This window comes from Kitasatospora sp. NPDC040550 (assembly GCF_055594965.1).
On sequence record NZ_JBVIWC010000002.1, the window covers coordinates 103,364 to 124,890 of the forward strand.

The 21,527-nt window shown below is 72.6% G+C and carries 8 protein-coding genes; 4 read left to right on the forward strand and 4 right to left on the reverse strand.

The window, feature by feature from the left end:
- Positions 1-78 precede the first annotated feature (78 nt).
- Both ACZ58X_RS03295 and ACZ58X_RS03300 read right to left on the reverse strand, forming a co-directional pair.
- Positions 79-8,097 carry a ricin-type beta-trefoil lectin domain protein gene (locus ACZ58X_RS03295; RefSeq protein WP_470331982.1) on the reverse strand — a complete coding sequence of 2,673 codons (8,019 nt, stop codon included), beginning with the start codon at positions 8,095-8,097 and terminating at the stop codon, positions 79-81.
- Between the two features lie 260 nt (positions 8,098-8,357).
- A complete protein-coding gene (locus ACZ58X_RS03300; protein WP_470331983.1) occupies positions 8,358-11,612 on the reverse strand; it encodes a putative bifunctional diguanylate cyclase/phosphodiesterase in 3,255 nt (1,084 codons plus the stop codon).
- A 213-nt stretch (positions 11,613-11,825) separates the two neighbouring features.
- Between ACZ58X_RS03300 and ACZ58X_RS03305 the strand changes: the two genes are divergently transcribed.
- From ACZ58X_RS03305 to ACZ58X_RS03315, 3 genes are all read left to right on the forward strand, one after another.
- Positions 11,826-15,242, forward strand: coding sequence for an amino acid adenylation domain-containing protein (locus tag ACZ58X_RS03305; RefSeq protein WP_470331984.1), 3,417 nt, complete (start codon positions 11,826-11,828; stop codon positions 15,240-15,242).
- Positions 15,239-16,141: a leucyl/phenylalanyl-tRNA--protein transferase gene (locus ACZ58X_RS03310; protein ID WP_470331985.1), complete on the forward strand. Its 903-nt coding sequence runs from the start codon at positions 15,239-15,241 to the stop codon at positions 16,139-16,141. Before ACZ58X_RS03305 ends, ACZ58X_RS03310 begins: the two co-directional genes overlap by 4 nt.
- A gap of 77 nt (positions 16,142-16,218) precedes the next feature.
- Positions 16,219-17,814, forward strand: a complete 1,596-nt coding sequence (locus tag ACZ58X_RS03315) for a hypothetical protein (RefSeq protein WP_470331986.1) — start codon at positions 16,219-16,221, stop codon at positions 17,812-17,814.
- Between the two features lie 132 nt (positions 17,815-17,946).
- On the opposite strand, the gene ACZ58X_RS03320 is transcribed toward ACZ58X_RS03315, so the two are convergent.
- Complete coding sequence (locus tag ACZ58X_RS03320) at positions 17,947-19,176, reverse strand: serine hydrolase domain-containing protein (RefSeq protein ID WP_470331987.1); 1,230 nt, start codon at positions 19,174-19,176, stop codon at positions 17,947-17,949.
- A 255-nt stretch (positions 19,177-19,431) separates the two neighbouring features.
- On the opposite strand from ACZ58X_RS03320, the gene ACZ58X_RS03325 reads away from it, so the two are divergent.
- Positions 19,432-20,196 carry a GbsR/MarR family transcriptional regulator gene (locus ACZ58X_RS03325; protein ID WP_470331988.1) on the forward strand — a complete coding sequence of 255 codons (765 nt, stop codon included), beginning with the start codon at positions 19,432-19,434 and terminating at the stop codon, positions 20,194-20,196.
- Between the two features lie 109 nt (positions 20,197-20,305).
- On the opposite strand, the gene ACZ58X_RS03330 is transcribed toward ACZ58X_RS03325, so the two are convergent.
- Positions 20,306-21,391, reverse strand: coding sequence for a trypsin-like serine peptidase (locus tag ACZ58X_RS03330; protein ID WP_470331989.1), 1,086 nt, complete (start codon positions 21,389-21,391; stop codon positions 20,306-20,308).
- Positions 21,392-21,527 lie beyond the last annotated feature (136 nt).

The window sequence follows — 21,527 nt, forward strand, 5'->3', positions numbered from 1 at the left end:
CTGGAGATCTGGAAAGGGGGCGGGAGAACACCGGAATGTCCGTGTCCCCCGCCCCCGTACGTCAACTGTCAGTTTAGGCTAGTCGAATAGCCGCTTGAACCAGCCGAAGACGCTGCGACTCCACTGGGTGCGCGGGGTGTTGTAGAGCAGCGGCGGGGTTCCGCCACCCATGGTCGCCTTCAAACCCCACTTGGGTGCCGCTCCGCGGGCTATGCCGGTCAGGCAGCCACGGCCCCACAGGGCGCCACAGGCTGCGCCCTTGATCTCGGCTTTGGCAGTGGACGTGACCCACTGGCCCATGCCCCTGCGCCGTTCGGCGGACGTGGACACCGCGTAGTGGCCGGCCAGCCCGCCGCCGAAGATGGCGGCCCCGCCGACCAGGACCATGGCACCACCGCAGGCGACGGTGGCGACGCAGATCCCGGCACCGGTCGCGGCTGCGGCGCCGACACCGATGTTGACCAGCTTGTGCTTCCAGTTCTTGCCCCAGTCGGTCTTGGTCTCCTGCCACTTGTTCTTGACCTTGTTGACGCCCTTGTTGAACGTCCGGCCACCGTGGCAGCCGCCGTCCTTGCGGGTGCCGGTGAGGCAGAACCGGCCGTCGAGGTCGTACTGGTTGATCGGATCACCGTAGACGTAGTCGTAGGCGTTGGCGTTGCCGCCCGCGACCGGGTCGGTGGACAGGAACCGGCCGGTGGCCGGGTTGTAGAGGCGGACGCCCATCAGGACCAGGCCGTCCTGGGCCTCGCCGGAGCGCTGCTTGGCGCCGAGCCAGCCGTAGCGGGTGGCGCCCTGGCCGGCCGCCGGGGTGCCGTACTCGTCGGCGTCGAGGACGACGGGCTTGGTGAGGGCGGGGTCGGTGGTGAGGACCACCGAGCCGAAGAGGTTGGTGAGTTGGAGCTGGATGTCTCCCTTGTCGGTGACGGTGGCGGAGAGGTCGCCGTCGGTGCCGGGGACGTAGCGGGTCCAGGCGCTGGTGGCGGGGTCCTCGACGATCCAGCGCGGGCTGTCGCCGCTGCCGCCGTAGTGGTTGAGCTTGGTCGCGGCGTCGGACCAGCTGCCGTCGGCCTGCTTCTTGGCGGTGGTGCTGCCGTTGAGGCGGCCGGCCGGGTCGAGGGTCCAGGTCTGCCGGGTGTCGGCGGTCTCCTGGGAGGCGACCATGTCGTTGACCCGGTAGCCGATGGAGGTGCCGGCCGGGGTCTTCACCGTGCGGCCGAAGCCGTCGTACTGGTAGCCGGGGTCGGTGATCCGATCGGCGCTGTCGTAGGTGGACGTGGTCGTGGTGGCACCGGCGGTGGTGCAGCTGCCGTTGCCGGCCGGTGCGGAGACCGCCTTGGTCGTGCGGTTGTAGTGGTTGTCGTAGGTGTAGACCCGGGTGGTGCAGCCGCTGCTCGTGCTGCCCTGTTCCGCCTTGACCAGGCGGCCGAGGCGGTCGTAGCCGTAGCTCTTACTGCCGGTGCCGGTGCTGTCCTTGACGACCTGGCCCTGGGTGGAGACCTCGTTGGTCTGCGACCAGACGACCGCGCCGTCGGAGGCCCGGGTGTAACTGCGGGCGACGGCCTTGCCGGAGGCGTTGAAGGTGTCCTTGCGGACGATGCCACCGGGGTAGGTCTGCTCGACGAGCTGGCCGTCCGGGCTGTACTTGGCGGTGAACTCGCCGGCCTTGCTGTCGGTCACCGAGGTGAGCAGACCGCGTGGTTCCTTGGCCCGGTCATAGGTGAAGGAGAGCGAGCTGGTGGGGTCGGCGACCTTGACCGGCTTGCCGAACCTGTCGTACTCGGTCGTGGTGGTCGCGCCGTCGCCGTCGGTGTAGGAGACGGTGCGGCCGAGGACGTCCCAGACCGTCGAGATCGACTTGCCGCCCGTGGTGACCTTGACGGCCTGGCCGGTGGCCGGGTCGTACGTGGTCTCGGACTTGGGAACGGCGGTTCCTTCGTCACCGGTGGTCTCGGTGGAGACCGGCCGGTCGACGGCGTCGTAGACCGTGACGTTCTTGCGGGTCTTGCCGGCGTTGGTCTCGGTGATCTCCTCCGGCTTGCCGGTGCGCGAGTAGCGGGTGAACTGCTTGACCGGCAGGGTGGTCGGCATCCGTGCGGAGTCCGCGCCGGTGACGGCCGCGCCCGGGCCGGTGGTGCAGGGCAGGCCGGCCCACTCCGGTCGGTTGGCGCAGGCCGGGGCGGCCGGGTTGGCGCCGGCCGTGTAGTACGCGGTCTTCACGGTGGCGGCGTCCGCCGCGTCGTTGCCCGGGGCCCGGGTCTCGACGGTGCGCCCCTGGGCGTCGTAGCCCGTGGTGCCGGTGAGCTTGGCGCCGAGGGCGTCGGTGGTGACCGAGGTGGGCTTCCTGAGCGCCCAGCCGGAGGTGCCGCCGATCGGGGTGCCGTATCCGTTCTTGGTGACCCGCCGTTCCACGTCGTCGGCGTAGCCGTCGATGCGGGCGCCGTCGGTGGCGGTGGTGACCAGGTGGTAGGCCTGGCCGTCGGGCTTCCCTTCGTCGTAGGTGTTGCTGTTGTGGTCCCGGGCGATGACCGAGGTACCGGCCGGGAGGGTCGGGTTGACGGTCGTCTTGGTCAGGGTGACGGTGTCGACGCCGGTGTGGAAGCGCTCGCCGCCGCTGGCCGGGTTGCTGTCGACCAGGGTGAGCTTGAGCTCGTGGTCGCCGCGCGTCAGGTGCACCGACTGGCCGACGGTGAACGGGGCGATCACACCGGTGGCGCTGTAGGTGTCGATCGGCCGGCCGACGTTCTGGCCGTCGATCGCCCACTGGATGACGCCGTGGTCGCTGTTCTTGGTGAGCTGGCCGGAGAGGACGTAGTCGCCCTCCTCGGGGACGCTGACCCGCATGCTGTCGAAGGCACCCGCCGCCGTGCCGCGGATGCCCAGGTGGGCGCCGCCGGACCAGGTGAGGCCGCAGCAGTCGTTGTCGACCTGGACCTTGGTGTTGGTGCCGAGCTGCGGGAGCTTCTCGGCCTCCGAGGTCACGGTGACCGGGGTGGTCTGGCCCTTGACCTCCTCGGCGAGCGCGGCGCGGTACACCGGGCCGAGGGTCTCCGCCACGTCCAGGCCGTCGGCCGTGTAGACGGTGCGGGAGTCCAGCAGGCGGGCCCGCGAGGCGGAGTCCGTCGGGAGGCTCAGCTCGGCTGCGTACTTGTCGGCGTCCGGGTGGGTGCCGAGCGCGATGGATCGGTTGGTGGCCTCCAGGGTGCGCACGGCGTGGCCGTAGCGGTCGTACTCCGTGGTGTCGATGTCTCCGCCGGGGGTGACGGACGGAGTGGCGGTGTTGACCTCGTTGCCGGAGGCGTTGAGGTAGTGGACGCTGGCGGGCTTGTAGCCGTCCGGGCCGGGCTTGGCGGCCGTGGCCGTGCTGGTGCCCGGGTCGTCCTCGGGGTCGAAGACGGCCGTGGCGTCGGTGGGGGCGTCGGTCTGGGCCCACTTGGCCACGTCCGAACCGGCCATGTCGTACGGACCGCCGGCGCCGCGGGTCAGCGGCACGTCGTAGACGACGCTGGTGGCGGTTTCGCCGACGACCTGGTCCTTGGAGCCCTGCGCCAGCGCGGCGCGCCGCACCTTCAACAGTCGGCCCGGGTCCTGGTCGGCTGCGGCCTTGCCGTAGTCGAGGTTCCACGGAAGCTGACCGGCCGGGGTGGTGCGGGTGAGGCGACCGGCGTCGTCGTAGCCGTAGGTGGTCTTCAACGGGGTGGCCGCACGCGGGTCCCACACCTCGGCGAGCCGTCCGCGGCTGTCGTACGTGTAGCGGGCGACCTCGACCTGCTCCTGCTTGGAGGTGGCCGGGTTCCACGACCAGGCCTTCACGGCGCGCACCCGGTCCAGGTAGTCGCCCGGGGCGGACGCGGTGGCCGTGGTCACCTTGGCGTAGTCGTACTCCAGCACCTGGCAGCCGCGCGGCAGCGGGTCGACGGTGCAGCCGTTGGCGTCGTCCACGCCCGGCTCGACCGGCGGGATGACGCGCTTGACCAGCGAGCGGCCGTCGGTGGTGTCGTACTGGTAGCGGGTCGTCGAGTTGGCCTCGGGGCCGGTCTCGCTGACCACCTGGTAGATGTTCGAGCCGGCCTGGCGGGCGAAGACGGTCTTGGAGCCGTCCAGCTCGGTCAGCTCGTAGGTGGTGCCGGCGGTCTGGACGTCCCAGACCTGGTTCGGGCCCGCCCAGCAGGCCCAGATCGTGCCGCCCTGGTAGGCGTCCAGGCACTTGCCCGAGTGACGGTTCACCACCGTGTTGTCGGGGCGGACCTCCCACTGCTGGTTGTCGCCGCCGTTGCAACCCCACAGCGCGAGCGGGGTGTTGTCGTTGAGCTGGCCCCACGGGTTGTCCAGGCAGTAGCCCAGCAGCCGCAGGGTGAGGTCGTCGCCGCGGGTCCACTGCTGGTTGGTGCCACCGGTGCACGGAGCGGACTGCAGCCGCGCGCCGTTGCCGGCGGCGCCGTTCGGCACCTCCAGGCACTGGCCCGAGGTGGAGAGCACGACCGCGCCGGACTTGGCCGGGACGGCCTTGAGCGTCAGGGACTCGGCGCCGGGCTCCGGGAAGAAGCTCCCGTCGGCGCCCTTGGCGAAGGTCAGTGAGCTGTCGTCGTTGCCCTTGATCTCGACCAGGTCGGACTGCGGGAAGGAGAGCGAGCGCAGTTCGGTACCGGTGCCCGCGTCGGGGCCGCCGGCCCACTGCGGGCCGAAGGGCGCGACGATCTCCTTGAGCGACAGGTCGTCGAAGAAGACCTCCTTGCCGCTGCCGGCCGCGTTGCCGTTGTAGAGGCGGAACCAGGCCTCGGTGGCGTCGGCCGGAACGGCCATGTCGACGGTCAGCTGCTGCCAGCCGTCGGTGAAGGAGGCCTTCGGCGAGGCGGTCTCGCCGTAGCCGGCCGGGGTGCGGTACACGCCGACCAGGCGCAGACCGCGGTTGGCCAGCGGGTTGTCCAGGCCGGTGGCACCGGGGACGTAGATCCAGCCGGTCAGCCGATAGGTGCGGCCGGGCTTCATGCCCTGGCCCATGGTGTACTCCGGGCCGAGCGCGGCGAAGGAGTCCCAGCCGGAGGCGGCCGGGGTGACCAGCAGCGAGTCGGTGGAGCTGTCGTGGCCGCGCGCCGTGGAGCGTGACACGTTGGCCTGACCGGGCGTGAAGCCCGCGGTGTCGGTGCCGACCTGGCGCTGGTTGGCGCTCAGCCGCTCGCCCTGGGGCTGCCAGCCGCGGGCGAGGTCGCGCGAGGACGCCGTGCGGTTCACCGAGGTGCCGAACTCGCCGGTGTCCGTGGCGCTGGTGGTGAAGTCACCGGTGAGCAGGTTCACCGAACCCGGGCCCACCTGGGTGGATGCCGCGCCGTCGGCGTTGCGGTCGACCGTCATGGTGTTCCAGACGGTGGTGTAGCCGTTGCCGGAGCCGTCCTCGGGGAACAGCACGGCCCGGACCTGGACGACGCCGCCGATCTGGCCGAGGGTGTCCAGCACGTTCCAGTTGGCGTGCGGGCCGAGGTCCGCGAGCCGCGGCTTGTCCTCGGTGACCGGGGTGTTGTCCGCCTTGGTCAGGTTGGTCCGCGGGACGTTGTACTCGGTGGCCCCGGGGCCGCGGCGGTACTGGTAGACGACCCGCTTGAACTGGGTCTGGGCATCGACCGAGAGCTTGACGCGCTTGGCGCTCTGGGTGCCGTTCACCGGCGAGCTGATGCCCGCCTGGCCGACCTGGAACACGTACGACGCCGGCGGGGACAGGTTGCCCGCACGGTCCTTGGACTGCACGCTGAGCACACGCCGGCCCTCGGTGGTCGGCGTGATCGACGTGGTCAGGGCGCCGGTGGCGGTGACGGTCACCGGGGTGCCGCCGTCCAGGGTGTAGACGTAGGCGGCGGTGTCGTCGGTGCCCGGGGCGGGCGAGAAGGTGAACGAGCCCGCCTGGTTGGCGGTCCCGTGCCACAGCCCGTCGGCCGGGTAGTCGGCCGAACTCACGAACGGCGTACCGGGCTTGACGGTGTCGACGACGAAGCTGGTGCCGACCCAGCTCGACATCGAGCGCTCGTCCGAGATCCGTGCCCAGATCGCGTACGACGCGCCCTCGTCGAGCTTGGCGATGCCCAGGTCCGCCGGGGTGATCTGCGCGTAGGTGTTCGCCGGGACCTTGCGGTAGATGCCGGTCACGTAGGAACCGTTGCGCCACAGGTCGAAGTTGACCCCGACCTCGCCGCCGTCCGGATCGGCCGCGAGGACCTGGAACCGGGGCGTGGCGGAGTTGGTGTAGCGCGGGTCGCCCTGCTGGGACGGCAGGACGTCCACCACGGCGGGCGTCGGCGGAACCGAGTTGTACGTGATCGAGATGTACGGCGGCCAGTAGCCCTCGGCGGAGCTGAACCGCTTCCAGGACAGGCTGCTGGACTCGTCCGCGGCCTTCAGGGCGAAGCCGTACTCGTTGTAGCCGTACCCGGAGAAGTACCGGATCATCTCGGTGACATCGGCCTTGGCCCAGAAGTTGCCGGCGCCGTCGTAGCAGTCGTGGTTGTCACCGTCGCCCGCCACGTCGTACGTGTCGTTCGAGGTGGCCCACTTCTGCTCCAGCGCGGGCTGGTTGCCCCAGCGGGTCCAGGAGCCCGCGCCGCGCGCGTTCCAGACCTCCCACTGCTTGGGGGTGCAGGAAGCGGAGTGGTAGTTGGCGACGTTGAGGGTGGCGCCCAGGATCTGCTTGCCGTTGAACGAGCCGCCCGGGACGGTCAGGAACGACCGGGCCACGACCTTGCCGTCGTAGCTGCCCAGCTTGAGGTCCGTCGACGCGGAGGCGTCGATGTTCTCGTTGGTCTGGACGTAGGTGTCGAAGAGCGTACCGACGTCCACCACCGGGTCGATGGTGACCGGGTACTGGGTGTTCCTGTCCGCCAGGAAGGCCGCGTCCGGGGTGAACACCAGCTCGGTGTCGGCGCCCTGGCCACGCAGCTGCATCGTCACCGCGCCGCGGTTCAGGTGCTCCTGCGAGGCGGGGTCGACGGCGGCGTCCCACATCACCGGAGCGGGGATGCGGACGACGGTCTTGCCGTTCGCCTTGTCGAGCAGCTGGATCGAACCGTCCTGCTGCGGGGCGACGGTGAGGCCGGTGGTGTCGAGCGGGATCGTCACGGTGCCGGTCTGGGCGACGGCGGCACGGTCCTTGACGATCAGGAACTGCTCGAAGCCGGTCCGGGTGGCCTCCAGCACCAGGTCGACGCCCGGGCGGGCGTCGACGTAGGTGGCCTTGTTGCCTTCGAGCTTGGGCTTGGGCAGCTTGCCCAGCCAGCCGAACTTGACCTGTTGCTCACCGGAACCGATCTTGACCAGCTCGCGCTCGGCGGGCTTGGCGTCGGTGGGCTTGGCGTCGGTGGGCTTCGGGTCGGCGGCCGGGGCCGCTGCGGCGCGGGCGCCGTTGCGGGAGGCCCGGGACGGCTCCGCGGAGGCGGGACCCGACGCGGAGGCGGGACCCGACGCGGAGGCCGACGGGGAGGCCGGGGTGGAAGCCGGACCGGAGGCGGACGGGGCAGCCGACGGCGAGGCAGCCGCCGCGGTGGAACTGCTTGCTGACGGAGTAGCAGCGGGCGTCGTCGGTGCCGCGCTGGGCGTGGTCGTCGGAGCGGCCGTGGGAGCGACCGCGGACGCGGCACCCGGCAGGCTGTCGCCCACCGTCACCCCGGCGTCGCCGCCCTCGAAGACCACCCCGCCCGGGTGGGCCTTCGGAGCGACCTTGCCGTCGGGCGTCTGCACCAGGGTGGTGTCGACCGGCACCCAGGCCTCGCCGGCCTTCATCCGGATCGGCCCGGTGGACCGGTCGGAGGTGAACGTGCCGTCCGGGTTGGCCCACAGGGTGGTGAACTCGGTGCGGGCGCCGGTGACTTCGATCCGCCGCTTCTGCAGTCGGGCGGAGAGCAGGGCGGACGCCTCGTCGGGCGCCTCGGTGGAGGGGGTGACCGGGAGTGCGGGCGGTGTGGGCGCGGCGACCGCGGGGGCCGCCGTGAGGGTGTCCACCGCGACACCGGTCTGCACCAGCAGACCGAGCGTCAGGAGCGCGGCTATTCGCCGGGTCCTGCGCGTGGAGAAGGCCCCGCCCGTGGAACCGGACGAGGCCAGAGACCGTCGTGACATCAAGACTCTCTCAAGAGATTGCCATTGTTGGTAAAGGCTTCTTCGAAGCCGAACGACAATCTCTCATTCCCGGCTGACCCCCAGTGACCAGCCAGGATGAAGATTCCGTAACGGATCACTCACGCAGGGTGTGGATTGATGATGGTTTGTCGATAAAACAGCAGAATGTCTGGCGCGCGATCAGGCCTCCCGGGCGGGCCTGAATGAATGTTGTTTCCCGGCACTTTTCCAGGACATTGCACTGCTGACGGGATATCTGGCTACGCCGGCTCGTACGTCGTGCGCCGGACCAGGGCCCGCGCCTGGGTGCCGTCCATGGGGTGGGCGAAGAGGTAGCCCTGGCCGAGTGGGCAGCCCATGGCGGCGAGCAGGTCGCGTTGGTCGGGGTGTTCGATGCCCTCGGCGATGACCTGGACGCCGAGGGTGTCGGCGATCCGGGTGATGCCCTCGACCAGGGCGTACTGCTGGGGGGAGAGGCCGAGTCCGTCGATGAAGGACTTGTCGATCTTCAGCAGGGAGATCGGGAACTCCCGCAGGTAGGAGAGCGAGGAGTAGCCGGTGCCGAAGTCGTCGATGGCGAGGCCGATGCCGAGGTCGCCGAGGGTGGCCATGTCGGCGCGCAGCCGGTCGTCGTGGCGCATCAGGACGGATTCGGTGAGTTCCAGGACGAGGGTGCGCGGGTCGATGCCGGAGGTGTCCAGGGCGTGCCGGACCACGTCGACGAAGCCGGCGTCGCGGAACTGGCGGGCGGAGACGTTGACGTTGACGCGCAGCGGGGGGCGGCCGGTGGCGGTGCGGGCGGCGGAGCTGGCGGCGTGCCAGGTGGCGGCCTCCTCGGTGGCGCGTTCGAGGACCCAGGCGCCGAGCGGGACGATCTGGCCGCTCTCCTCGGCGAGGGCGATGAACTCGTCGGGCAGCACCATGCCGCGCTGGTCGTGCGGCCAGCGGACGAGGGCTTCGAAGGCCACCAGGTCGCCCGTGCGCAGGTCGACGATCGGCTGGTAGTACAGCTGGAAGGCCGATTCGGCGATGGCGGAGTCCAGGTTCTCGTTCATCTCGTGCCGTTCCACCATCCCGGTCTGCAGGGCGGGCCGGTAGTGGCACCACTGGCGGCGGCCGGCCGCCTTCGCCGAGTAGAGCGCGAGGTCGGCGTGGGCGAGCAGTTCGGCGGGGTCCACGCTGTCGTCGGTGGTGGACACCCCGATGCTGGCGCTGACCCGGACGGCGCCGGCGCTGAGTTTGAACGGTTCGGTGAACACCGCGAGCACGCCCGCCGCGATCTTGTCCACGTCGGTCGGGCGGAGCGCGTCCTCGACCAGGACGGCGAACTCGTCGCCGCCGAGCCGGGCCGCGGTGTCGGAGCTGCGCAGCGCGGTGGAGATCCGCAGCGAGACGGCGACCAGCAGTTCGTCGCCGACCGCGTGGCCCTGGGTGTCGTTGACCACCTTGAAGTCGTCCAGGTCGATGAAGAGCACCCCGGTGACGGCGCCACTGCGCTCGCCGCGGGAGAGCGCGTGGCCGACCCGGTCCTGGAACAGCACCCGGTTGGCGAGGCCGGTCAGCGAGTCGTGGAAGGCCCGGTGGGTCAGCTCGCGCTCCATCTGGCGCTGCTCGGTGACGTCGCGCAGGGTGAGCACCAGGCCGCCGACGGTCGGGTCGTCGCGCAGGTCGGTGTAGCGGACCTCGGCCTCGATCGGGGTGCGGTCCTGGCGCAGCAGGCGCCAGTGCTCGCGCGGCTGGTCGCCGCGGGGCGGTTCGGCGGAGCCGCGCATCCGGGCCAGCGCGCCGCCGACCTCCCGGCTGTCCTCGGGCGGGACGAGGTCGGTCAGCCGGGTGCCGTGCAGGTCCGGGTGGCCCAGGACGCGCTCCGCGGAGGAGGAGGCGTAGCGGATGCCGTCGTCGGCGTCCAGGATCAGGATGACGTCGCTGGCGTTCTGCACCAGGGTGCGGAAGTACAGCTCGCTGTTGCGGCGGGTGACCTCCTGGCTCAGCACCACGCGTTCCACGGCCAGCGCGGCCTGGGCGGCGAGGATCTCCAGCGAGCCCCAGAGGCTGGTCAGTTCCTGCTCGGTGCCGGTGACGACCAGGGCGCCGATGAGCGGGTCGCCGGAGGGGCGTTCGGCCAGCATCAGCGGGCTGACCAGGGCGGCGGGCATCCCGCCGAGGTGGGCGGGGAGGTCGTCGGAGCCGACGGGCAGCAGGCGGGTCTCGCGGTGGGCGGCGAGGCGGGCGAGGGCTTCGCCGTGGTCGTGCTGGTCGTGCTGTCCGTGCTGGTCGTGCTGGTCGTGCTGGTCGTGTGCATCGTGCTGGTCGTGCCCGGGGTCACGCTCCGCGCTTCCTGCCTCGCTTCCTGTCGCGTTCCGCTCGGCGGTGTCCCGGCGGTCGTCCTTGTGGTTGCCGGCCCGGCGGACGTGCAGCACGCCCGATTCGGTGACCGCGAGCAGGGCGACGTGCCCCCGCTCGGCGGGCATCAGGGTCGCGGCGGCGGACTGGACGGCGTCGGCGACCTCCGCCACCGTGACGGCGGCGGTCAGCCGCGCGCCCGTCTCGCGCAGCGTCCGCTCCCGGGCCACCGCCTCGCGGCGGGCCACCACCACCACGGCCAGCCGGGCCAGCACCAGCAGGTAGAGCAGGGCGGAGAAGGCGCCGATCACGCCCGCGTTGCTGGTGTTCCCGGCCAGTGACTCGATGATCAGCATGCCGGGCGCGATCAGCGAGGCCAGGGTCAGCAGGGTGAGCCGGCCGGCGGAGAGGTCCGGCTGCTGGGTGGGGACGGGTCTGGTCAGCTCGACCATCGAGGGGTGCAGGGCGGCCGCGCCCCAGGCGGTGTAGAAGGCGGCCCAGCCGAGTTCGACGCCGGTGCCGATCCGCCAGGTGCCGTGCAGCTGGATCAGTCCGTAGAGGATGTCGGAGGTGAGCAGGCCCAGGGCGCCGACGGTGAGCAGTTGCAGCGAGCGGGAGTTGCCGCCGCGCGGGGTCAACAGCCGTAGCAGCAGGGCGAGGACGACCACGTCGCCGAGCGGGTAGGCGATCGAGACGGCCTTCTGGATCCAGCTGAGGTCCGGGTTCCGGGCGTACGGGAGGATCAGGTAGATCCACACCAGCAGGGCCAGCCCGAGGGTGATGATCAGGGCGTCCAGCAGGCCGGCCCGGTCCTGACGGGCGGTGCGCCAGCGGATGAAGCCGACCAGGCCGACCGCGTAGAGCAGGAACTCGGCCAGGTAGAAGCCGTCGGCGACGGACGGGAACGGGTTGTGCAGGTGCAGGATGTCGAGCTGTAGGGCCTGGACCGCCTCGCCGGTGGTGAAGCTGAGGTTGGCCAGCGCCAGGGCGTACCAGGACATCGGGTGGCGGGGGTGGTTGAGCCGGACGCCGACCACCACGGCGGCGACGCCGCCGAGGCCCATGCCCGTCCACCAGATGATCCGCAGCTCGGGGTCGGCGAAGTAGATGCCGGTGAACAGCACCATCCAGAGCAGGTAACAGGCCATCAGGCGTTGTCGCCGGCGAGTCAACGAGGCTACCTCCTCCGCGACACCAACCCGCCGTTCGGGCGGGGGAGTTCGGGCGAGGGCGGGTCTTGCGGACGGTCCTCCGGGGCCGGTCGGCCCACGGCGGAGTGGCGTCCGGCGGGCTGTGCGACGGACGTGGTGGGTGTCCCCTGAGTGCGTATAGTCGGAAATGTCGCACCTCCCAGCATTCTGCCGCTCCAGCACGAGGTCAAGCCGGTGGACGACGCAGTCGACAGCGCACAGGGCGTACGCGCGGACGTGAGGTCCGGGCGTCACGCCGTGGTACGGAACGACGACGGCCAGTACGCGCTCTGGCCCGGGGACTTGACCCTGCCCGGCGGGTGGCGCCAGGTGTACGGGCCGGACGGGCGGGAGCAGTGCCGCGCCTGGGTGGAGCGGCACGGATCGGCCGCACCGCGGCGCGGCACGGGCGGCGCCCGGGCCGGCTTCGCGGACACCGTGCACGGACTGTTCCGCACCCGGGCCGCGCACGACCCGGCGGCGGTCGCGGTGGTGAGCGAGGAGGGCACGCTGAGCTACCGCGAGCTGGACGCGCACAGCGACCGGCTGGCGGCCGAGCTGCGCGCCCGGGGAGTCGGGCCGGAGCAGGTGGTGCCGGTCTGCCTGGGGCGCGGGGTGGAGCTGGTGGTGGCCTGGCTGGGGGTGCTCAAGGCGGGCGGGGCCTTCCTGCCGCTGGACCCCGCGCACCCGCAGCGGCGGCTCGCGGGGCTGGTGGCGGACGTGGGGGCGCGGGTGGCGGTCACGGACGGGCACGGGTTCGACGGGGTGGAGCGGGTGGAGGTTGACGTCGGCGCTCCCGTACCGGCCGGACCGGAGGACGGGCTCGGGTCGGAGGGCGGTTCCGGGTCGGAGGGCGGGCCCGGGCTGGAGGACGGTCCCGGGCCGGACGATGCCATCGACGGCGCCACCCCCGACGACCTCGCCTACCTGATCTACACCTCCGGCACCACCGGCCGACCCAAGGGCGTCCCGGTCACCCACCGTTCGCTGCTGTTCACCCTCGACCGGGTGGTCCGCGCCTACGCCCTCGCCCCCGGCGAGCGGGTGCTCCAGCTGGCCGCGCTCGGCGCCGACACCGCGCTGGAGCAGGTGTTCTCGACACTGCTCGCCGGGGCGACGGTGGTGCTCGGCGGCCGCGACACCTGGGCGCCGACCGAACTGGTCCGGCGACTGCCCGGGCTCGGCCTGGCGGTCGCCGACTTCACCCCCGCGTACTGGCACCACGTGCTCGACCTGCTGCCGCCCGGCGGACCGGCCCCGGCCGGGTTGCGGCTGGTGGTGGTCGGCGGGGACGTGGTGCACGCCGACGACTGCCTGGCCTGCGCGGAGCGGCTGCCGGGCGTGCGGCTGCTCAACGCGTACGGCGTGACGGAGGCGGCCGTCACCTCCCTGCACTGCGAGCTCACCCCCGGGCTGCTGGACTCCCCGGCCGCGCACGTGCCGATCGGCCGCCCACTGCCGGGGGTGCGGGTGCACGTGCTGGACGGGCGGCTGCGCCCGGTGCGGCCCGGTGAACGGGGGGAGATCCACCTGGGCGGGCCGGGGCTGGCCCGCGGCTACTGGGGACAGGCCGGGCTCACCGCCGAATCGTTCCTGCCCGACCCGTACGCGCCGCTGCCCGGCGAGCGGATGTACCGCACCGGCGACGCCGGGCGCTGGCGCGCCGACGGGCAGCTGGAGCTCCTCGGGCGCTTCGACGACCAGGTGAAGGTGCGCGGGCACCGGGTCGACCCGGCCGAGATCGAGGCGGTGCTGGCCGGCCACCCGGCGGTGCGGCAGGCCCGGGTCGCGGCCGACGGCAGCGCGCCGGACGGCAGCCGTCTGCTCGTCGCCTACTACACGCTCGCCGACCGGTCCGACCGGTCCGACCGGGTGGAGCGTCCGGAGCGGCCGGAGGGGCTGCGGGCGTTCCTCGCGGAGCGGCTGCCGGAGTACCTCGTGCCGGCCGAGTACGTCGTGCTGGAGGCCATGCCGCTCACGGCGGCGGGGAAGATCGACCGGCGCGCGCTGCCGCACGCCCCGGTCCGGACCGACCAGCCGGCCGTATCCGTAACCGAGTCCGTATCCCAGTCCCAGTCCCAGTCCGTGTCCGCACCCGGGCCCGCGGCCCAGCAGGCCAGGGGCGAACCGGCCCCGGGCCAGGCGGGCGAGGGCGAACCGACCGCCGTCGAGGCCGCCGTCGGCCACCTCTGGGCGGAACTGCTCGGCGCCGAACTCGTCCGTCCCGAGGACGACTTCTTCGCCCTCGGCGGCACCTCGCTGCTCGCCATGGAGATGCTCGCCCGGGCCCGGATGATGTTCGGCCTGGACGTCGGCCACGTCCGCACCCTCACCCGGGCACTGCTGCGCTCGCCCGTGCTGCGCGACTTCACGGCCGCCCTCCAGGCCGCCCGCAGCGGCACCGCCTCCGGGGAGGCCGCCGTCGACTGGCAGGCCGAGGCCCGGCTCACCCACCCCGTCGGCCAGTCCTGGAGCCCGGCGCCCTCCCGGGCCGAGCCCACCGAGATCCTGCTCACCGGAGCGACCGGCTTCTGCGGTGCCCACCTGCTGCACGAACTGCTCGCCACCACCGGGGCACGGATCCACTGCCTGGTCCGCGCGCCGGACCAGGAACACGCCCTGGAACGACTACGCGCCACCCAGCAGCGGTTCCTGCGGCACGACCTGGCGGACGCCCGGGTGGTCCCGCTGGTCGGCGGCCTGGCCGCCGAGCGGCTCGGCCTGACGGAACATCAGTTCGACTGGCTGGCCGGCCACCTGGACGCGGTGTACCACCTCGGCGGCCAGGTCAACTTCCTCTATCCGTACCACCAGTTGCGCGCGCCCAACGTCGACGGCACCCGGGAGGTGGTCCGGCTCGCCGGACACAGCCGGGGTGTGCCCGTGCACTACCTCTCCACCCTGGCCGTGCTGGCCGGGTTCGGCGCGGCCGGCGTCCGCGAGGTCACCGAGCGGACGCCGCTGGCCCACCCCGAGCGGCTCGGCGTCGGCTACGTGGAGAGCAAGTGGGTCGCCGAACAGCTGCTGCACAACGCGGCCGCGAGCGGGCTCCCGGTCACCGTGCTGCGCACCAACGACGTCACCGGGGACCTCACCACCGGGGTGATGAACACCGGCACCGAACTCTGCGCGCTGATCAAGTACTTCGCCGACAGCGGCAGTTGCCCGGACGTCCGGCTGCCGCTGGACTTCGTGCCGGCCGACCGCTTCGCCCGAGCGGTCGCCCACATCGCCGCGCACGCGCCCGCTGACGGCGAGGTCTACCACCTCACCTCGCCGAACCCGGCCGGGCTCCCCGAACTCGCCGACCGGCTCCGGGCGCGCGGCCACCGGATCGCCGAACTCCCGTACCGGCACTGGGTGCAACGGCTGGTCCGGTTCGCCGCCGGACACCCGACCCACCCGATCACGCCGTTCGTGCCGCTGTTCGTCGACCGGGCTCCCGGCTCCCGGCTGTCCATCAGCGAGCTGTACTTCCAACCGGTGTTCCCCCGGTTCGACCGGCTCAACACGGACGCGGCCCTGGAGGGCAGCGGCATCGAACTGCCGGACGTGGACGCCGGGTTGCTGGACCACTACCTGGCGCGGCTGACCGACGAGGGCTTCCTGTGACCCGCACGGTGGCGGACTTCGATGCCCTCGACCTCCACCACGCGCCGACGGAGGGGCCGGTGGCCTTCGGCGGGGTGCTCGGCCCGCGGCTGCTGCTGTCGGCCTACCGGCGCGGGCTGTTCCCGCTGCCCGCCGCCGACGACTACGCGGCCGCCTACAACGAGGCGCTGCACGGGGACGCCGTCGAGGCCGGCGAGGTGGCCCTGCTACCCGGCGGGGCGGACCCGTACGCGCTGGCGTGGTGGTCGCCCGACCCACGGCCGGTGCTGCGGCCCGGCGCCGTCCGGCTGCCCCGTCGGCTCGCCAGGCGGCTGCGCGCCGCGGGCGGTGGGGGCGGCGCGGCGGATGCGGGCGGTGCAGGCAGTACGGGCGGTGCAGGCGGTGCAGGCGGTGCGAGGGATGCGGGCGGCGCGGCGGATGCGGGCGGTGCAGGGGATGCGAATGGCGCCCCGGAGTGGTGGACGACCGCGGACCGGGCCTTCGGCGCGGTCCTCGCTGCCTGCGCCGAGGGGCGCCAACCCGCCTGGCTCACCGAGGAGTTACGGGCCGTGCTGGTCGAGCTGAACCGGCAGGGCGCGGCGCACAGCGTCGAGGTGTGGGAGGGCGAGGAGCTGATCGGCGGGGTCTTCGGCGTGGCCGTCGGGGCGGCGCTCAGCCTGGACTCGATGTTCCACCGCCGCCCGGACGCCGCCCGGATCGCCGTCGCCGACCTCGGGGCCCGGTTCGGCGCAGCCGGCGGGCGGCTGCTCGACGCCCAGTGGGACGGGCCGTACGTGCGTAGCCTCGGGGCGGAGCCGGCGGAGCGCTCCCGCTACCTCGGGGAGCTCGCCGCGGCTGTCGGGGGCCTCGCGGCGGGTACACTGCCGGACGGTCGACTGCCTGTCGCACGCCTGGTCTGACCTGCGGTTCAGGGCGCCGGGGGATCCCGTTGGCCTGTCTTCGACAAACTTATTCCTCGTCAGTAACATGACGCCGCGTGTTCAAACCCTCGATAGGCCGGGCCGCGCCCGCAGCCCTGCTCACCCTCATCCTCGCCGGAACGGCCGCGTGCGGGCCCACCGGCTCCGGCAGCACCCCGCAGGCCGCCGTCGAACCGGTCGCCGCCACCGGCACCGCCGACACCGGCGCCACCACCGCCGGGGGCAGCCCGGCGGGCGGCGCCCCCGCCTCCGGCGCGCCGCGCGCGCGGGCCGGTGCCGCCGCCTCCGCCCGTCCGACGCCGACCAGCGGCACCGGCAACGTCACGGTGGCGCCGGCCGGTGACCAGCAGGCCGCCATCGGCGTCCCGGGCAAGGACGGCGGCGCGGTCACGGCCGCGACCAAGGCACTCCAGCTCATCGCGTACGACCCGGGGAAGGGCACGGCCGTGCTCACCTCCGGTGGCGCGAGCGCGGCTCCGAGCGCCTCGCCGACCGCTTCGGCGAGTGCGTCGCCGACCACCTCGCCGAGTGCGCCGCCGGCCGCTGCGACGAGCGCGAGCGCGGCCCCCTCGGCCGCCGGCGGCACCGCCGCAGCCGCCGCCGTGCGGCCCGGCCAGCTGCTCGCCAGCCCGCCCACCGCCGCCGCCCCGCAGGGCGCCCTGGTCGCCGTCACCGGCGCCACCCCGGGTGCGGGCAACACCGTCAACCTCACCACCCGGCCCGCCACCCTGGCCGAACTCCTCGGCGGCACCGAGGCGGACGGCCAGGTGCCGATCGACGTGCACGGCATCCGGGTGACCCCGCTGGTCAAGGACCTCAAGGCCACCGCCGGCATCGACGGCAACGGCGTGAAGGCCGACGCCTCCGGCACCCTGGGGATCGACGTCAAGGCCCCCGTCCCGCTGCCCGAGGGCGCGAGCCTGGACGCCTCCGGCTCCCTCCAGCTGCACCCGGCCGTCCACTTCGCCTACCACGGCGCGCAGGCCACCAGCCCGCGTACCGCCTCGATCGGCTTCGACCTGGGCGCCCAGGCGCACTGGAAGGTCACCGGCGACGTCGCCCGCAACACCGGTGCGGCCCCGATCCGGGTCCCCTTCGCCAAGTTGCAGGCCAGCCCGGTGCTGACCGTCGCCGGCCTGCCCGTCGTCGTCAACCTCGGCCTCACCTGCTACCTGGAGGTCAGCGCCGACGGCCAGGTCCACCTGGAGACCGAGCAGGACGCCACCGGCACCTGGGCCGTGCGCGCCGACTACACCGGCGGCAAGGGCTGGACCCCGGTCACCAGCGCCGACACCAAGGTGTCCCCGGTGCACGTCCGCCTCAACGGCAAGGCGTCCGTCCGCGCCGCCCTCGGCGTCGACGCCAGCGTCGGCCTCTACGACACCGTCGGTGTCCAGGCCGGCGTCGCCCCCTACCTCAGCGCCAAGGCCGACGGCTCCCTCGCCGTCGACCTGCCCGGCAAGGGTCCCGAGGCGAAGGGCAGTTGGGCCCTGGTCGGCGGCGTCGACCTGAACGGCGCACTGACCGCCCACCTCAAGGTCTTCGGCACCCCGCTGTTCGAGAAGAGCCTGCCCTTCCCGCCGTTCCACAAGGAATGGCCCCTGGTGGCCGGCTCGGCCACCCTTCCGGCCACCAAGCCCAGCGGCAGCTGAGCCCGCCCGGAACACGTTGAGGAGTGGGAAGTCGGCGGGTCCGACTTCCCACTCCTTCTGCTTGCGCGAGCCGGCACCGGCACCGGCACCGATGTCGATGCCGGCACCGATGCCGGTGCCGGTGCCGGTGCGTCAGTCCTCGACGGCCTGGTAGACCGTCGTCCAGAAGTCGTGGATCAGCCGCGCCGAGTGCGGTACGGACATCCCGACCTGGGTGAGGACGATGCCGACGAGCCCGTTCTCCGGGTCGGCGTATGTCGAGGTGCCGCTGCCGCCGTCCCAGCCGAACTGGCCGACGGGCGCGTAGTCGCCGCGGTAGCTGCGCACCGCCATCCCGAAGCCCCAACCGCCTTGCTGCCCCTGGCCGTACGACAGGTGGACGTTGTCGCGGGCCAGCGCGGTCCGGGCGGTCGTCTGCTCGGGGGAGAGCCGGTTGGTGGTCATCAGCCCGACCGCCGGACGGGACAGGATCCGCTCGCTCCCGCGCCTCCCGTGGTCCAGCAGCATCCGGAAGTAGGCGTGGTAGTCGTCGACGGTGGAGGCCAGGCCGCCACCGCCGCCCGGGAACGCCGGGGGCCTGCTCCAGCGTCCGTCCGCGGGCTCGTCCCAGACGGTGAACTCCCCGCTCCGCGGGTCGGGGGCGTAGAGCGGGGGCAGTCGGTCGAGCTTGTCGGCGGGCACGTGGAACCCGGTGTCCGACATGCCCAGCGGGTCCAGCACGCGTTCGCGCAGGACCTCCTCGAACGGACGCCCCGTGACCCGGGCGACGAGCACCCCGAGCAGGTCACTGGCGATGTGGTACTGCCAGCTCTCGCCGGGCTGGTGCATCAGCGGGAGCGTGCCGAGGCGGCGCAGCCACTCGTCGGGCTCGGGCATCGGCACCGGCAGGTCGGGCGTGAGTCCCTGCTCGAAGACCGCGTTCATGATCGGCGTGCCCAGCGCGGTCAGATCCATGCCGAGCCCGAAGGTGCTGGTCAGCACGTCGCGTACGGTGATCGGCCGCTTGGCCGCGACCGTGTCATCCAGCGGTCCGTCGAGCCGCTTGAGCACCCGTCGGTCGGCGAGCTCCGGCAGCCACTGCTCCACCAGGTCGTCCAGCCGCAGTTCACAGGTGTCGAGCAGGGCCACCGCGGCCGCCACCGAGACCGGCTTGGACGTCGAGGCCATCCGGAAGACCGTGTCCCGGCGCATCGGGGCACCCCCGCCGTGGTTCATCGTCCCGAGCGCTTCGACGTGGGTCTCCCCGCCCCGGCTCATGAGGGCGACGACCCCCGGGATCCGTCCGGAGTCGACGTGGCGTGCCAGCACGTCGTGCACCCGTCGCAGCCCCGCTTCCGAGAAGCCGCTGTTGCTCCTGGCCATGGTGGATCTCCCCCTGCATGAGTGTTCGGTGACTGCTGAACGATGTCGAAGCTACATTGCGTTCAGTAAATCGTCAACGACGATGGCAGGCCAGTAAGCCCTGCAAAGGCAAGGATATAGGGTCTCTGTTGCAATGATTATGGCGCTGAATGCAATGGAGGCTCGAAGCTGGCATTGCAATGGGGTGGCGGTGAACGCATACTGCGGAACACCACCGCGCGGAGTGCGCGGACGGACCGGAAGGAGCGGCAGCGGATGCCCGGAGGCAGGCTCACCGACGAGGAACGCCGGACCATCGCCGAGGGGCTGGCCGAAGGCCTCGGCTACACCGGGATCGGGCGACGGCTCGGGCGCCCGGCCTCGACCGTCCTGCGGGAGGTCACCCGCAACGGCGGCCCCGAGGGCTACCGCGCCGACCAGGCGCAGGAGTCCACGCGGGACCGCGCGCGCCGCCGGAGGCAGGAGCGTCCACCGGAGCCGGCGGCGCCCGACGACGGTCACGGGCGCGACCCCCGGCAGCTCCGGGAGTTCGAGGAGTTCTTCACCGCGCTGCTCGAACGGCAGGGGCTGCCCCGGATGGCGGCCCGCGTACTGGCCTGCCTGTGCGTCGCCGACTCCGGTGCCGCCACCGCCGCGGAGCTGGTCCGTCGCCTCCGGGTCAGCCCGGCGTCCGTCTCCTCCGCCGTCAACTTCCTCGAACAGCAGGGGATGGTCCGGCGCGAGCGCACGCCCGGCGAACGCCGCGAGCGCTACGTCATGGGCGACGACATCTGGCTCCGCTCCGCCCTCGCCGCGCTGCGGATGAACGAGGAACTGATCGCGGCAACGCGGCGCGGGGCGGAGATCCTCGGCCCGGCCACCCCGGCGGGCGCCCGCTTCGACTCCTCCGCGGCGTTCCTGCTGCTGATGAGCGAGGCCCTGCACCTGGTGCTGGACCGCTGGACCGGGCGGGCGGAGCAGGAGGCGCGGGGCGAGCGGACGGAGCGGGAAGTCGGCGGATCCGACCTCCCACTCCGGTGACCCGCAGCCGAGCGGGAGGACGTCGCCGGCGGCCGCGAGACGCATGCGGGGCGCGCGGAGCGGGAAGTCGGCCGGTCCGACTTCCCACTCCGCGCTTCTCCCGTACGGCTCAGCCGTCGGCCCGGGCGCTCTGGGCGGCCTGGTACAGCGGTTTGGTGATCGCCGAGGTGAACTGCGGGCCGACCAGGTGCCGGGTGCACGAGGGCGTGCCGCGTTCGCAGACCTGGCCCGAGGAGTCGAAGAAGGCGCCCTGGGTGTTGTCGCCCACCACGGTGCCGATCCCGGAGGACAGGTCGAAGTCGGCGATGCGCGGGCCGCCGCTGGAGCCGCCGCCCATGACGCAGGGGGCGCCCCACTGGCCCCGGGGTTCCGGGTGGTCCTTGGTGCCGGGGTACTCGCGGGTCTGCCCGGCGCAGGTGGCGAGCCTGGCCCCGGTGAACTCGGGCAGGCCCGAGCGGGCGGGATCGCCCGAGGACTCCCGCGGATAGCCGAACTGGTGGACCGCGGCGTTGCCCGGCCGGTCGAAGCCGATGTGCTGTGCGGCGCCGACGGCGTCCTGTACGCGCCGGCCCGCGGCGTTGCGGTTCAGGACCAGGAACGCCTGGTCGTACGCGTCGAACCGCAGGCCGTTCTGCTGGTCGTTGAGGAGCCAGGTGGTGTCGGCGATCCCGGCTCGGGCGACGAACTTGCCGTACGGGGCGAGGCCGTCGTGGTAGCCGGGGACGAACATCTCGTTCGACAGCCACTCGTTGTCGTCACCGAGGAGGTCGGTGCTGTTGACGCAGTGCGCCGCCGTGACGACGGTGCTGCGGTTCGCGCTGTTCACGACGGTGGCGGTGCAGCTCTCGTCCTCGCCGTGGTTGGTGAAGAAGAGCCTGCCCACCGTTCTGCTCAGGGTGTCGGACCCGGTCCACGGGGCGCCGTCCGGGCCGCTCTTGGGCGGGTTGCCGGAGGACGGCTGGTTCAGGGCGGCCATCCGTTCCGGGGTCCAGTACGCCAGGACGGCCTGCTGCTGCGCGGTCGTGACCGCCGACGGGTGGACGGCGACCCGGCTCGCGCCGGCGCCGTCCACCGGGCCGTCCACCGGGTCGGCGGCGGCGGGTGCGGCCAGCGTGAGCCCGACGGCCAACACGCTTGTGGTCAGGGCGAGATGATTGCGCGTCCGGTTCCTGGTCCGGTCATGTGTGGGTGACATGGACGGCACTGTAGGAACGGGAGGTCAGGTTCACGTCCGGGCGGCGTCTCATCCGTTCATCGATCACGTCAGGTTCCGGTGGAGAGCGTCTCGTTCGTGTATCGGCGGTCACCGGTTCCGGAGCGGATATCCCCTA

Bases quoted from the DNA above. Each gene is read 5' to 3' on its own strand.
- ACZ58X_RS03295 (WP_470331982.1), bottom strand. From the start codon at position 8,097: ATGTCACGACGGTCTCTGGCCTCGTCCGGTTCCACGGGCGGGGCCTTC.
- ACZ58X_RS03320 (WP_470331987.1), bottom strand. From the start codon at position 19,176: ATGGCCAGGAGCAACAGCGGCTTCTCGGAAGCGGGGCTGCGACGGGTG.
- ACZ58X_RS03325 (WP_470331988.1), top strand. From the start codon at position 19,432: ATGCCCGGAGGCAGGCTCACCGACGAGGAACGCCGGACCATCGCCGAG.
- ACZ58X_RS03330 (WP_470331989.1), bottom strand. From the start codon at position 21,391: ATGTCACCCACACATGACCGGACCAGGAACCGGACGCGCAATCATCTC.